The sequence below is a fragment of the Vibrio sp. OPT24 genome (genome assembly GCF_015163545.1).
GTDB lineage: Bacteria > Pseudomonadota > Gammaproteobacteria > Enterobacterales > Vibrionaceae > Vibrio > Vibrio cyclitrophicus.
Map to the genome: position 1 here is coordinate 152,553 of NZ_JADDYI010000081.1, position 13,284 is coordinate 165,836.

The 13,284-nt window shown below is 43.2% G+C and carries 13 protein-coding genes and 1 pseudogene; 7 read left to right on the forward strand and 7 right to left on the reverse strand.

From position 1 onward, the window contains the following. Nucleotides 1-101: 101 nt before the first annotated feature. On the reverse strand, nucleotides 102-488 hold the full coding sequence (locus tag IQO02_RS20985) for a thiol-disulfide oxidoreductase DCC family protein (protein ID WP_010439678.1): 387 nt from the start codon (nucleotides 486-488) through the stop codon (nucleotides 102-104). A 161-nt stretch (nucleotides 489-649) separates the two neighbouring features. On the opposite strand from IQO02_RS20985, the gene IQO02_RS20990 reads away from it, so the two are divergent. From IQO02_RS20990 to IQO02_RS21005, 4 genes are all read left to right on the forward strand, one after another. After that, entirely contained in the window at nucleotides 650-1,207 is a 558-nt protein-coding gene (locus tag IQO02_RS20990) for a DUF1439 domain-containing protein (protein WP_016784680.1), read from the forward strand. Nucleotides 1,208-1,495: 288 nt separating this feature from the next. Then, nucleotides 1,496-1,936, forward strand: coding sequence for a redox-sensitive transcriptional activator SoxR (gene soxR, locus IQO02_RS20995; protein ID WP_016784679.1), 441 nt, complete (start codon nucleotides 1,496-1,498; stop codon nucleotides 1,934-1,936). A gap of 141 nt (nucleotides 1,937-2,077) precedes the next feature. Beyond that, nucleotides 2,078-2,458 carry a VOC family protein gene (locus tag IQO02_RS21000; protein WP_010439683.1) on the forward strand — a complete coding sequence of 127 codons (381 nt, stop codon included), beginning with the start codon at nucleotides 2,078-2,080 and terminating at the stop codon, nucleotides 2,456-2,458. Between the two features lie 122 nt (nucleotides 2,459-2,580). After that, nucleotides 2,581-2,985, forward strand: coding sequence for a globin (locus IQO02_RS21005; protein WP_010439685.1), 405 nt, complete (start codon nucleotides 2,581-2,583; stop codon nucleotides 2,983-2,985). Nucleotides 2,986-3,088: 103 nt separating this feature from the next. Here the strand turns inward: IQO02_RS21005 and IQO02_RS22510 are convergent. After that, a pseudogene (locus tag IQO02_RS22510) lies at nucleotides 3,089-3,298 on the reverse strand (hypothetical protein); the annotation flags it as partial. A 98-nt stretch (nucleotides 3,299-3,396) separates the two neighbouring features. Next, nucleotides 3,397-4,164 (reverse strand): hypothetical protein, encoded by a 768-nt coding sequence (locus IQO02_RS21010; RefSeq protein ID WP_010439687.1) that lies wholly within the window; start codon nucleotides 4,162-4,164, stop codon nucleotides 3,397-3,399. Between the two features lie 140 nt (nucleotides 4,165-4,304). Between IQO02_RS21010 and IQO02_RS21015 the strand changes: the two genes are divergently transcribed. Then, a complete protein-coding gene (locus IQO02_RS21015; protein WP_010439689.1) occupies nucleotides 4,305-4,694 on the forward strand; it encodes a DUF4345 domain-containing protein in 390 nt (129 codons plus the stop codon). Between the two features lie 9 nt (nucleotides 4,695-4,703). Then, the gene (locus tag IQO02_RS21020; protein ID WP_010439691.1) at nucleotides 4,704-6,206 is read left to right on the forward strand and encodes an arylsulfatase; all 1,503 of its coding nucleotides are present in this window, start codon (nucleotides 4,704-4,706) and stop codon (nucleotides 6,204-6,206) included. 161 nt (nucleotides 6,207-6,367) lie between these two features. Here IQO02_RS21020 and IQO02_RS21025 read toward each other — a convergent pair whose 3' ends face one another. From IQO02_RS21025 to IQO02_RS21040, 4 genes are all read right to left on the reverse strand, one after another. After that, complete coding sequence (locus tag IQO02_RS21025) at nucleotides 6,368-7,399, reverse strand: LacI family DNA-binding transcriptional regulator (RefSeq protein WP_010439694.1); 1,032 nt, start codon at nucleotides 7,397-7,399, stop codon at nucleotides 6,368-6,370. Nucleotides 7,400-7,595: 196 nt separating this feature from the next. Then, a complete protein-coding gene (locus tag IQO02_RS21030) occupies nucleotides 7,596-8,672 on the reverse strand; it encodes a porin (RefSeq protein ID WP_010439695.1) in 1,077 nt (358 codons plus the stop codon). 248 nt (nucleotides 8,673-8,920) lie between these two features. Next, nucleotides 8,921-9,937, reverse strand: coding sequence for a nuclear transport factor 2 family protein (locus tag IQO02_RS21035; protein ID WP_010439697.1), 1,017 nt, complete (start codon nucleotides 9,935-9,937; stop codon nucleotides 8,921-8,923). A 143-nt stretch (nucleotides 9,938-10,080) separates the two neighbouring features. Next, complete coding sequence (locus IQO02_RS21040) at nucleotides 10,081-11,376, reverse strand: MFS transporter (RefSeq protein WP_010439698.1); 1,296 nt, start codon at nucleotides 11,374-11,376, stop codon at nucleotides 10,081-10,083. Nucleotides 11,377-11,724: 348 nt separating this feature from the next. Here IQO02_RS21040 and IQO02_RS21045 point away from each other — a divergent pair, with 348 nt between their 5' ends. Next, nucleotides 11,725-13,266 (forward strand): sodium:solute symporter family transporter, encoded by a 1,542-nt coding sequence (locus IQO02_RS21045; RefSeq protein ID WP_016791396.1) that lies wholly within the window; start codon nucleotides 11,725-11,727, stop codon nucleotides 13,264-13,266. The last annotated feature ends 18 nt before the right edge of the window (nucleotides 13,267-13,284 follow it).

Here is a 13,284-nt window from a genome sequence, read left to right on the forward strand (position 1 = left end):
GAAATTTATTTGGTTAAAAGTCGCGGTTACCGTTTTAGTTTTTGCTGCGCTGTTTGGTGTGGTGTATTACAAAGTCGCGAGTGGTATGTCTTAACCAAGCACTATTTAGTGCAGCTGTTTCCATTGCAGCGTGACTTTCCTGTTAGCCAGAAAGAAACTTTGTATCTGTTCTTGGCAAATCGTAGATAACACCAGTCGGCCATTGGCTTGAATATGGCCCAGCGCAATGGGGCGTATAGCCAACCTTTTCCTACTAAGCGCCACGCTTGGTAGGTCACGTCTAAACCTAGCAAAAGTTTTCCATTCTCATCCAGTGCATGCAAAATGGTGTTGGCTGCGTCCGCATCAATCTGAGGGTAGTCTGAAAAGGCTTCACTGTAGATATCGATGGTTTGAATCTTATTTTCAGTGTCATGCTTGGCAAGTGCCGCCATCTCTTTTGCACACAATGGACATGTCCCATCATAAAATATCGTTAATGCCGTCATCATTTTCCTTACTATTCTATTCCTATTAATTTGTACGGTGTTATTTCTTCAGTGGATCATTTTGCGGAGTTAACCGACACTGTCATTGTGACAACTATTTTACGGTATTATTCCAAGATAAAATCCGTGCCTTGCAATGACATATTAAGAGTTTAACCGCAATGACAATAAAGTTAATCAACCGCTTCATTATCGCTTTTTCTGCCCTGATGCTAGGTGGTTGTGTGAGCTACAGTATTACTGAACAAGACATGACGAAATACCTACAAGATTCAGTGATGTTAGAACAAGAAGTTGGTGTTCAAAGTGTTATGTATGCGCAAGTGGCTGTTGATGATTTAGAAGTGAAAATTGGACGAACAGACAATCAACGAGTCTCGGTTATAGCTAATACTAATGCAAAAGTTGAGATATTTAATATGCCAAATATGGGATTGGATTTGGATATTGAGTTCAGTGCTATCCCTGAATATGACAAAGAAAGTGGTGAAGTGTATTTGAAATCGTTACGACTAGAGCGTTTTCAGGAAAAAGGACAACAACTCTCCCCTGAGGTTGAGAGGTTGCTTAAGCCTGCGGTATCCATGATTGGCTTTGCTTTGTCTCAGTCACCGGTTTATAAATTGGATAGCAACAAGGTGCAAGAGTCATTGATTAAGTCATCGGAGCCTAATCTAGTGATTAAAGATAACAAACTGGTTATTGAGTTGTTTGATTAGTTTTTTAAATTCTGAACGGCATTATGGTTATCTTTCAGGTAGCCATTTTTTATTAGCTTCAGTTAATTTGCACCTCACTACTTTATTGCCAATTACCTAGTTCCTAATTACTTCGCCGCGAGTCGGTTTATTAAAAATCATATCGTTATCATAAAAATAGTAATCGCTTAGCTCGTTGGTGTTGGTATTCAAAGTTCTGCTCTCTTTACTGGTGATGGAGGCAAGCTGTGGTTACTATTAAGTTAAAGTGAACTTTATCTATTTGTGAGCACCAAGGACAAGGTAATAATGAGGAACATCGTATATTTGACGATAGGACAGTTATCAGAGCGCAGTGGTGTTGCTCCTTCGGCACTCCGCTTTTATGAAACCAAAGGGTTGATTGCTTCGATTCGTACCAATGGCAACCAACGTCGTTACCAATCAGCTATGTTGCGACGAATTGCTTTGATACAAGTAGCGCAGTCGATAGGTTTTACGCTGGAAGAGATTACGGAAGAGTTATCTACCTTACCTATGAACCAGACCGCAACTAAGCGAGATTGGGAGCGAGTTGCGAAGAAGTGGCAAGGTCAGTTAGACAGCAAAATGTCGCAGATCCGTTCGTTACAAGAGAACCTGACAGGTTGTATTGGCTGTGGCTGCTTGAGTATGCAGAAGTGCCACTTGTTGAACCCTGAAGATATTTTGCATGATCAAGGGCAAGGTGCACAACGCATTGTTGATTAGTCTTTATTGCGTTAAATAGCTAGCCAAACTCTATGCTTTCATTCAATGAGTTAAGCAACAACTATGACCGAATAGCGTGCCTGGACAAACGCAAATTATAGGTCTAGCTTGGGAGGTTCTTTCAATCAAAAGAGGTGAGTTATGTTTAGTCATGTTTTTCTCGGAACCGAAAATATTGAACGCGCGAAGTCATTCTATGATCCAATTATGCAAGAGCTTGGTTACAGCGAAGGGACAATCGATCCCAAGGGGCGTTGTATATACGTTAGTAAAACGGGCGTACTAGGTTTAACTAAGCCGATTGACGGTCAGCCCGCGACTTATGGTAATGGGATGACCGTCGGGTTCTTGGCAAGCTCAACAGAAATAGTCGATGAATGGCATCGTCTTGGTGTTGAAAATGGTGGTACCAGTATTGAAAATGGTCCAGGTGCCAGAGGAACAGATGAACGTCGACTCTATATGGCCTATTTACGAGACCCTGATGGAAACAAGATTTGTGCAACTCACTTTATGCCATAGTTAATTTTATGCCATAGTGGCGTATAATTAGCTGATGTTGATAGTTTTGAGCCAATTTATCGCTGCTCTTAACCTCCCTCATGATTCTAAAGACTGGCTGATTATTGCAAAGGAATTGCTAGATGAAACCGAATGAACTGTTTTATGAAAGCTTTGAGCGTTGCCGGATTGATCAAGAATTCTTGGAAAGCTTTCTGGCAGACTTCTGCGAGCATAACCCAAGGTTTTCAGAACGTTTTGAAAAGATAGGGTTAGAGCAGCAAACTAAGATGCTTAAGGCCTCGATCATTCTTATTTATAATTCCTCTGGTCTGCCAAGTGTGCGGAACTCGGTCAAGAAACTGGGTAAAAGGCACAAAGATTTGGGGTTGGACATTTCAGAAATTGAATTAAACGAATGGTTTAATTCGCTGCTCAATACGGTTAAAAAGTACGATCCTCATTATGATGAGAACGTAGAACGAGCTTGGGCAGAAACGCTGGATGCTGGTCTAACGATCATGAAAAAAGAGTGTGTTGAAAAATAAAATAAACTTCGCATAACAACACGAGGTTTATCTTATTTTTAAAATGATGGCTTTTAATTCATTACCCTAAATGGTTTTTATTCAGGGTAATGAATATGTTGGCTTAAAAGGTAAAGCCAGTTTGAATACCTAAAGTTGTTTCCTTGGTATACCAATCATTTGAACCTCCGAGCTCATACCAATCAAACCCTAAACGAGTCAACAGCTTGGAGTTGCCAAACAATGGTTTTGATGACTTGTACTCTGCGCCGATACCGTAAGTTAAGCCAAAATTACCATGAGAACCTTTATGAATTTCATTTCCTTTGCTAGAGCTTCATTTAGATTGAATTAGAGAACAATTTAATAGAGATTAAATACTCTGGCTGACTAGTCATTCCGCTTGTGCTTAATGGTAAAACAACCAGTGGCTTAAAAGTGAGCAGCCCAACCAATCAAAAACCCTTGCGATGCGGTATCGTATTCAAAGGTTCCCTTGTTTTCGTAATCAACCCAAGTGGATTTATACGCCAGATTTAAATCCGACCAATCGTTAATTTGATAGCGAGCGCCGGTTAGTATGGAGCTAGTAAAATCGGTGTCAGCACCAAGGCCGATATCTAAACTGGTGTGAACTGTCCAATCTTTGTTGAGTTCTTTAGTCCAGCGAACGCCGACAAGGTAATCGATCCAATCTTCATTTAAAGACCGAGAGTTGATTGTTGTACCATCGTTTTTATAAAGCCTTGAGTCAATATCATTGTCCCACCAACGTATACCGACCATATAATCAATCATGCCGATATCGTATTGAAAGCGTTTAAACCCTTTTGCTTCCAAAACACCCTGTCTTATATCGAGTTTACCATTAAGAATTCCTGTATTACCTATTATGGAGTCAGATTTGCCACTCAGTTTCATGTAGCTGTAGTCTAAATAGTAGCCCCATTGATTGTCGTAAATCCCCTCTAATCGCAGCATCGCACCCATATCCAGATGATCCATGATAAACGCTGGGTCAACATCAACACCTGTAGATATCTTGCCGATTGTACTATCACCACGGATATTCAAAGCGAGCGCATAAATTTCTATACTGTGCTGCCATTTTTTTGTGTCCGAGTGCGAGCTTGTTTCTTGTGCATTTATGGTTGAACTTGCAGCCAACACTGATGCGATGAGGTAATGCCATTTAGCCATGTTGATATCCCTATCCCAAGATTGAAGAGTACATACCATAAATGTATGTATTAATTATCCATTTTCCGTGTATGCAACTTGTACATTGCTGATTGTAGACTATGTTTTTAGAAAAGAGCCAAATTACAAAGAGGAAATAAATGAAGCAACAGAGTGTGTTTTTGTTGGTCGCCGTTCTGGGTTTAACGCCCATAGCTTTGTCTTATGGTTATGCACCAGTTATTTCTCTGGACTACCTTTTCGGGATAGATGCTCGTCCTGTTAACGTTACCCACATCTTTCGTGCGGTAACGGGTTTATATTTGGCACTTGCTCTGTTTTGGGTGAGTGGCGCATTGACTAAAAAGTATCGACTGCCAGCGCTTTATAGCTTGGTGGTCTTCATGTTGGGTTTGGCTGCAGGCCGAGTCGTCAGCTTAGTCTTAGATGGCATGCCTCACTGGCTGCTTTTTGTCTATCTAATCTTGGAGCTTGGCTTTGGTTTAGTCGGAATAAAAATGATTCAAAAAGAGCAATCTGAAACAATATAAGGATATTCTATGAAAGGGATTTTTCACCTTCTCACCTTAAGTGTGCTGAGTAGCTTTTCGCTATCGGCATGGTCTGCACAAGAACAACCTAATATATTTGTTATTTTTACTGATGATATTGGGATCTCAAACTTGAGTGCTTATCACAATGGCGTGATGAGTAGCCAAACACCAAACATTGATAGTATTGCTGAGAAGGGAATGCTTCTGACAGACTACTATGCGCAGCCATCTTGTACCGCGGGTCGTTCAGCTTTCTTAACCGGGCAATTACCAGTTAGAACCGGAATGCATACGGTTGGATTACCGGGTGGTCCAGTGGGTTTAAGCGCAGATACACCAACACTTCCCGAGGTATTAAAAACCATGGGCTACGTGACTGGGCAATTTGGCAAAAATCATTTGGGTGACCGAGATGAGTATTTGCCAACGATGCATGGTTTTGATGAATATTGGGGTTGGTTATATCATTTGAATGCCATGGAATACACCGAAGATCCAGATTGGCCGAAAGATGGATCGTTAGATGCCTTTGCTCCTCGAAACGTGATTTACTCTAAATCTGATGGTAAAGGTGGCCAAAGCATTGAAGACGATGGTGCGCTGAATATCGAGCGTATGAGAACACTAGATGATGAAGTAAACAAACATGCGATTAACTTCATTGAACGAGCCGTAGAAGCGGATAAGCCGTTCTTTACTTGGTACTGTCCATCTAGAGGGCATGTGTGGACGCACCTTTCTCCTGAATATGAGGCAATGCTTGGCCAAAATGGTTGGGGGCTTCAAGAAGTCGTGATGAAAGATCTGGATGATCATGTCGGTGAAATGTTGGCGAAGATAGATGAACTTGGCATCGCCGATAACACGATTATTATTTTCACGTCCGACAACGGCCCTGAAATTATGACGTGGCCAGATGGTGGTATGACACCATTCCACGGTGAGAAAGGGACAACATGGGAAGGGGGAGTTAGAGCTCCTGCACTGGTTAGCTGGCCGGGTAAAATCCCTGCGGGTAGTGTCGGTAATGGCATCTTCGATGGTATGGATTGGTTACCAACATTGGTTGCAGCCGCAGGTGGTCCAACAGATTTAAAAGAGAAAATGCTCAAGGGCCACGATGGCTTTAAAGCACACCTAGATGGTTACAATCAAGTCGATATGCTGACGGAAAAAGGCGAATCTAATCGTAACGAAATTTACTATTATGAACGAGATAAACTACAAGCTGTTCGCGTAGGCGATTGGAAGGCTCACTTCATTGTACAAAATCGCGGATGGGGTGGTCCGAAAGATGAATTGAATGCGCCGTTACTCTTCAATCTACGTCGTGACCCTTATGAAAGAGCGGCAGAAGAGTCAGGTATGTACTTGAAATGGATGGGCGAAAAAATGTGGGCATTTGGTCCTGCACAAGCTGCTATTCAACAACACTTAGCGACATTCCAAGAATGGCCTCCAATAACGCCTGAAACACCAGCAGAGAAAGTAGGTGGTGTGGGTAATTAGTTGGCAACTAATAAAAAACATCTAGAGACAAAATAAAAACTAGTAGAAAAAATCCCGTTAGACATCTTATATACTCTTGATATAAGGCGCCGAACGGGATTTTTGTATTTTGGTCGTTTAAAGGCGTATTTTAATCATTCAAAAAAGGCTGAAGAACAACACTATTTCGCTTTCAACGTGGTGTTTCTTTCAATGAACTTCACTGGCACCATCAACTTGACCAAGCTCGTGTCTTGCTCTTGAATCTGACTAACCACAATTTTCACAGATTCACGTGCAAGGCGTCTGAAATCTTGCTTAAAGGTAGTGAGTTGATAGTTCAACCACTGAGTTTGTGGAATATCATCAAAACCAATCACTTGAAGATCTTCAGGAATACGCAGATTGAACTCTAAGCGCGCCACATCCATGACGGCCATCGCTAGGTTATCTGTCGCGCAGAAAATAGCTTGAGGATGTGTGGGTTCAGAAAACAGAGTCCTAATGGTTTCTAGTGCATCAAGGTAGTCATAGTCGGCTTCAATAACTCGAGCTTGTTCACCGGTAAGTTCTTCAAATTCTGAGCAGAACCCTGCTTCACGTTCGCCGTTAGTGTAGGTTGGAACATTACCTGTCAGGTAAACCGCCGACTTTGTCCCTACGCTATGCAAATGCTGAGCGGCAACTTGGCCAGCGGCGTAGTTGTCGCTCACCACATGGCTACTCTTAGTCCCTTCAACAACACGTGCGAACTGAACGATAGGAATGTCGAATTCTTCACACTCTTCATAAAGCGACTTGTTAAAGGTCGCAGAAGCAGCAATCACGCCATCAACTCGGTATTGGAAGATATTGGGAATTGAGTGGTTATCGTTGCCATCAACTTGCCAAGGGATCAATACCGCAGAATATCCCTGTTTTTGTAGTTCAGTGGAGATAAGCTGCAGCGTTTTCATGTGAATAGGGTAGTCGGCATCAGGGAAAACTAAGCCAATCAATTTTGATTCATTTGTCGTAAGGCTACGGGCAAAAGCATTGGGACGATAATTCAACGATTTCGCGGCATCGAACACTTTCTGCTTGGTCTTTTCAGACACTGAACTTCCCGGTACAAATACGCGAGATACAGTTGATTGAGAAACGCCAGCAAGTCTAGCGACATCTTTAGATGTTACGGTTGTTTTGGACAGCGAAGAGTGTTTTGGAGAGTTCATAGACCATACTTTTGAACCAAATTGATTGTGCATAGAGTAACATAATTAGGTACGTACTCAAAAATACAATATGCCATGATAGGATGAAAATAAGGGGTAATAGAGAATGTTGGATATTATTCTGGGTACGACCCAAAAAGCTCTGCATTAATAGCAGAGCTTTGTTTAGCGAATTTATGACTCGATTAACTGGGCGTTAGAAGTAGTAACGGATACCCGCAGCGAATTGGTCATCGCTATTTTCATAATGGTTACCAACAGATTTGTCGTTGCCATTATCAAATTGGTATTCAGTCCATACTAAGAACTTGTTCTTCTTAAAGTGGTATTCAAGGCCAGGGATAATCAACTGACGATCGTAGCCATTAGCGTTGTCGTCTGTGTCCATTAAGTAGTTAACGTTAAAGGTTGGACGCAAACCATTTTCAAAGTGGTAGTAAGTGAAGAATTCAGCACCACGGTGGTCGTAAAATTCTGCTTTGCTGGTGGTTTCCCAATTTGAGCCTTGGCTGTAAGTGAAACCAACGAATAGGCTATTATTGGTGTAGTTCACACCCAATAAACCAATACGTTGTGTATCACCATCTTTGATGTTTTTAACGCCCGCATCGACATCATCAAACTCATTCTGGTGGTAAGCTAAACCAATTGTTAGGCCATCCATAACCGTGTACAGCGTTGATGCGCCCATACCGTTTTTCAGCGTTGCTGTTAAACCGTCAGCAAGGCCAACATCTTCACGGGTAGTTTGGTAAGTGAAGCCGTATTTCCAGCTGTCGTTAATGCTGTTGCGGTAAGTAATCGAATTCTCAGCTCGGCCTGTACCAGACGCAATACCCCAGTCAGATAAATTGTAGTAGCCTGAACCACGCGAACCAAATACACGACCCATATCGGTAAACCAAGCCACATCGTAGAAGGTAGACCACTGCTTAGTGCCGGCAGCAATCTTGCCATATTTGTCGTGCTCTACGCCTGCGTATAGAAGTCGGTCGTAAATATTGTCGCCGTTAGCACCCGAGTTGTAACCCCATTCAGCATGGCCAAAGCCAGTCCAGCCGTTATCAAATCCCATTTGGCCTTTTAGGCCGAAACGAGAGCTACCGCTGTTCCACTCACCGTTGTGGTCGCCGCCTTTATCTTGGTAACGAACGTCGAAACGACCGTCTAAAGTAAGGCTATCGCCCGCGTCATTGGTGAAAGTGTGTGCAGCAAAAGCAGAACCCGAGGTAAGTGCTGTCAGGATCACTGCAGAAAGAATCGACTTTTTCATTGTAATTCTCTTTATTCAGGCCGTAGAAAGCCACCGTGCTTTCAAGCCCGTTATATTGGTAATGGTTTGGCAGGGTGTACCCCATCCATGAGGCACTAGTAGATTCAGTTATTAGTGGAGCAATAATGAATTGGTTGGAGCACCTACTAGGAGCGAGAAGGATCTCCCAGCAAGCGTGGAAACCTAAATCAGATGTCTATTTAGGTTGCCACTATTTCGTTTCAATCTTTTGGATTAAAGCGTTTCGATTACAGTGTTGGGTTCATGATGGTTGAAGTGCGTTCGAACACGTCTAGACCTTGCTGTTGTAGCCAGTAAGGAAGGTCGATAAGAACCCAGTTCTCAGATAGCTTGTCACCGTCACGGTAGTACACGTCAACCACTTGCATGTTTGCGCGTACTTCGCCGCCAGTCATACCTAGGAAGCCACCCGTTGGTGTGTTTGATAGGTTTGGCCAACCGAAGAAACAAGAGAAGTTACCTTCAGCGAAACGACAAACATGGCCGTTAAATTTCTTGTCTTTCAAGTTGTTACGGAAAGGAAGTTGGTGCTGTTGTTGGTAACGAGGAATCGTGTAAGACGCGCCGATACCACAAGGACCGTACCAAATCATGTCTTTTGACCAGCTCTTCGCGAGTACTTCTGGTGGGCAACCCATTGCGCCGCTGTCGTTAAGTGCAGAAAGGTCATCAACCATCTTGTTCACTAGAGCAAGTGTCGCAACGCCTTCTTCTGGAGCTGCATCTTCAAACAACAGGCCATCGTGATTACGTGGGCCAGGGTAAACGAAGTGCTTACCGGTTGATGGTGGAAGTGGGTAGCAACCCGCTTGGTCCATCATGCCTAGTAGATCTAGGAACAGTCCAGTTTTTGTGATTTTGCCATCAACTACGCAGTTAAACTCTGCGTAGCGAACGTTCATGATCTTGCCAGTAGGGCGAATGCCTAGGTATTCAGCGTCGAACAGACCCATGAAGTGACCCATGCTCATTACCCAAATTTCATCTGGGTTAACTTCGTTGTTACCACCGATGAAGATATCTTGACGACGCTGCATGCGTGTCATTGATTTCATCATTGGTGCCCAGAATACGTCAGCCGCTGCTTGTGCGCCTTCTTGCTCACGGAATGGGTAAACACCACGCCACAAGTAATCTTCAGAAGTGTGTGCTTTTAAAACTTCAGCAACGTTTTCGTGGGTAGCGTTTTCCATTGCGTCAAAGTAGTCACGAACAATGCGTTTAGCTTCTTGATATTTAGACATAGTAAATTCTCTTTTGTGTTGTCGAGCCAACATTCGGAACAGGACTCGATTTGGATTTTGTTACCGGCTGACTTCTCAGCCGGATTGATGTTTATTTCGTGCCTTTAGAGGTTTCAACTTTTAGAGGTTTTAACTAAAGGGGATTAAGCTTTTGCTGTTTCCGCTTTTTTACTCTTGTCGAAAATGCCGCCTTTCAATGTTTCTGGTAGAGATAGCCACAGTAGACCAGCCAGAATCCATACGATTGGTGAACCCCACATTGCTGTTGCAAGGTCGCTGCGCTCTTGGATGAATACCAACACCATTGGTGCCCACATACCGATGATACGACCGCCGTGGAATAGTGCTGCACCGAAGCTACGTAGGTGAGCAGGGAACAACTCAGAGAAGTAACCACCCCATACCGCAGAAGCAGAGAGGCCGAAGTTGTAGATAAGGCCTAGGATAGCCAGCATGTTTAGGCTGCCGATCATCACGTCGCTTGGTGCCACGAAGAATACTGAAGCCATGACACCTGCAAGGATGAAACCAAACGCGTTTACTTTACGGCCGTATTTGTCGGCGATTGCACCCCATACCCAAGCACCGAATAGAGAACCGAATGCTGAGATAGAGAAGATGATACCGATAGTTGAACCGTCAAATTGGCGAACTTCTTTCAGGTACGTTGTCACGAAGCCTGAGAAGAATTGGTAGCCGTAGAAGTTAAGGCCAGCCAGTAATAGACAAGTGATGGTGAGTTTGCGGTAAGGCGCGCTTAGCATTTCACCCCAAGAACCTTTCTTTGCTGGTGCGTTAGATGCTTCAGCCGCGGCTTGATCTTCTTCCCCGTAGGCGATCACTTTTTTGTCGCTAGGCAGGATAAAGATCATCAGTGCAGCAGCGACTAGAGGAGGAATACCACCTACCCACATTAGGCTCTGCCAAGGTGCATCGATGCTAGAAATGAACGCTGCGTATGCACCCATTGCCATTAGGGCAACCGAGAACATAGAAGAAGCGAATGCGGTTAACTTACCGCGAACGCTTGGTGTGAAGAGACCGATCATCAGGCTTACCGCTACTGTGAAGTAACCACCCAAAGATATACCGATAATGAAACGCATCGCTGCCCACATTGCGTAGTCAGTAAACATCATATTGATGATGGTTGCGCCGCCGTTCAGTGCCGTGATGACAATAAGAGTTGATTTCTTACCAAAGTTTGATGCCACCCATGCACAGCTTAGAGCACCAATAAGTGCACCAACCGACTGCCATGTATAGAACTGAGCGGTATCCGCCAAGTTAATACCATCATACGCATCAACGATATATGGGCGTACGTAGTCAATAATTACAAAGTTATAACAATAGAAAAAGTAGCCAACTAGAATTGCAAGATAAGCAGCTACCCTTTGAATCATAGGAACTTCGCTCATGTGTTTTTTAGTAGTCATGACCGATAAACCTTTATTTTTTATAGGGTGTTTGTAGTTTTGATTTTTGTGTGGTGATTATCAATCTTCATCACACAGTCTTCATTTCGGGAGAGATGATAGAATTTTTGTGGTTATTAGATCCGTGATCAAAGTCAACTTTAAAATGAGTGCGTACCCATTTTGTGTGTTTTAGTGATCTTGATCTCATTAGATCGTATTTTTGCGCTTTTGAAAGCGTTTTGAGCGTTTAATCATCTATATTAGTGACAATACTCACACTTACTATGGGTTTTTGAGGGAAGTTATCCATTTTTGAGTAATATTAGCGGCGAATTGATTGCACAATATAATAAACGGAATCTAGAAATGGTTACGTACTCAAGTTTTTTGGTTATTGCTCTTTATGTGCTAACTACCCTATTTATCAGCTACTTAGTTAATAGACGCTATAGCGTTGGTGGCGACTTTTCGACTGGTGGTAAACAGTTTGGTTGGTTTACGGCAGGTGTGTCGATTCTTGCGACCTACATCAGTGCAATGACGTTCGTGGGCATGCCGGGTTGGGTTTACAGCTCGGGCATGGAAGCGATGAGTGTTCACCTGAACTACCCAGTTGTGATCTTTTTCACTGTGATTTTCTTTGTTCCGGTGTTTTACAAGCTCGGCTTAACTTCGATCTATGAATACTTGGAGCACCGCTTTGGCGTTGTTGCTCGCACGATCAATTCCATCGTGTTTATTGTGGTTCAGTGTATTTCGGCAGGAGTTATTTTGTATGCGGTTGCTCTGATCTTAGTGCAAGTGCTGCCGGTCAGTATCTCTGAGGCGATCATCTACATCAGCTTATTTACCGCGTTGTACACCTATGCGGGCGGTATCTCGACAGTAATATGGACTGATATGCTGCAGTCAGCAGTGTTGATTATCGGCAGCATTGCGATCTTTGTTTTATTGTTGATGAAAATTGATGCGGGCGAGGTGTTGTCTCCTGAACATCTGAATATCATCAACCTTGATTTTGACTTAGGCGTTGATACCACATTGTGGGCAGGCGTAGTGGCTGTGAGCTTCCTGCACCTGAGTGTGTATGGAACTAATCAATTGATTATTCAGCGAACATTAGCAACTAAGTGTGTTAAAACAGCGCAAAAGTCGATGTTGCTTTGTGGTTACGGCGCATTCTTTGTTTATCTGTTTTTTGCTGTGATGGGGGTGCTGTTAAGTGTCTTTTATCAGGACAGCAGTTTTGAAAACAGCAATGAAGTAATTCTCGATTTTGTGTTTAATCATACTAACCCGATCATTGTTGGTTTGGTGATCTCGGCTTTATCTGCAGCGGCAATGTCGACATTGGATTCCACTTATAACTCAATGGCGACTGTGGCAACGTTCGATTTCTACAAGCGCTTTTTCCGTAAGAAAGCCTCTGACGCGCACTATGAATCGGTTGCTAGAAAAATGAGCCTTGTTGCAGCGGCGTCGGTTGTTGTTCCTGCACTGCTTGCGGTTTCAAATGAATCCGTACTTAAAACCATTGCTAGCCTGACCTCCATTTTTGTTGGTATTCGCCTTGGTTCTTTCATTCTTGGTTTGTTCTTCAAACAAGCGAACGAGAAAGGGGTGATTGCGGGCAGTATTGGCAGTGTGGCCGTCGTATTCATCGCTAAATACAGTGGAATAGCTTGGCCTTGGTTTGCCTTGATTGGCACCGTGGTTTTCTTAGTGTTAGGCGTTGTCGTCAGTCGCTTCTGGGGAGAGGTAACCGAGCAACAGAATGAATTTATAGCTAAGCAAAAGCATTTTTTTGCAAAGCCTACCGCGAGTCATTACGGCTTGTTGGTGTTCGCTGTTGTGACGATTGCTGCTTGTACTGTTATCCCTGATTGGCTTTATGCCGCTCTTTCTTAATTGACCGATTTTTTACTG

Bases quoted from the DNA above. Each gene is read 5' to 3' on its own strand.
- IQO02_RS20985 (WP_010439678.1), bottom strand. From the start codon at position 488: ATGACGGCATTAACGATATTTTATGATGGGACATGTCCATTGTGTGCA.
- IQO02_RS21015 (WP_010439689.1), top strand. From the start codon at position 4,305: ATGAAGCAACAGAGTGTGTTTTTGTTGGTCGCCGTTCTGGGTTTAACG.
- IQO02_RS21025 (WP_010439694.1), bottom strand. From the start codon at position 7,399: ATGAACTCTCCAAAACACTCTTCGCTGTCCAAAACAACCGTAACATCT.
- IQO02_RS20990 (WP_016784680.1), top strand. From the start codon at position 650: ATGACAATAAAGTTAATCAACCGCTTCATTATCGCTTTTTCTGCCCTG.
- IQO02_RS21040 (WP_010439698.1), bottom strand. From the start codon at position 11,376: ATGACTACTAAAAAACACATGAGCGAAGTTCCTATGATTCAAAGGGTA.
- IQO02_RS21035 (WP_010439697.1), bottom strand. From the start codon at position 9,937: ATGTCTAAATATCAAGAAGCTAAACGCATTGTTCGTGACTACTTTGAC.
- IQO02_RS21020 (WP_010439691.1), top strand. From the start codon at position 4,704: ATGAAAGGGATTTTTCACCTTCTCACCTTAAGTGTGCTGAGTAGCTTT.
- IQO02_RS21045 (WP_016791396.1), top strand. From the start codon at position 11,725: ATGGTTACGTACTCAAGTTTTTTGGTTATTGCTCTTTATGTGCTAACT.
- IQO02_RS21010 (WP_010439687.1), bottom strand. From the start codon at position 4,164: ATGGCTAAATGGCATTACCTCATCGCATCAGTGTTGGCTGCAAGTTCA.
- IQO02_RS21030 (WP_010439695.1), bottom strand. From the start codon at position 8,672: ATGAAAAAGTCGATTCTTTCTGCAGTGATCCTGACAGCACTTACCTCG.
- IQO02_RS21005 (WP_010439685.1), top strand. From the start codon at position 2,581: ATGAAACCGAATGAACTGTTTTATGAAAGCTTTGAGCGTTGCCGGATT.
- IQO02_RS21000 (WP_010439683.1), top strand. From the start codon at position 2,078: ATGTTTAGTCATGTTTTTCTCGGAACCGAAAATATTGAACGCGCGAAG.
- soxR (WP_016784679.1), top strand. From the start codon at position 1,496: ATGAGGAACATCGTATATTTGACGATAGGACAGTTATCAGAGCGCAGT.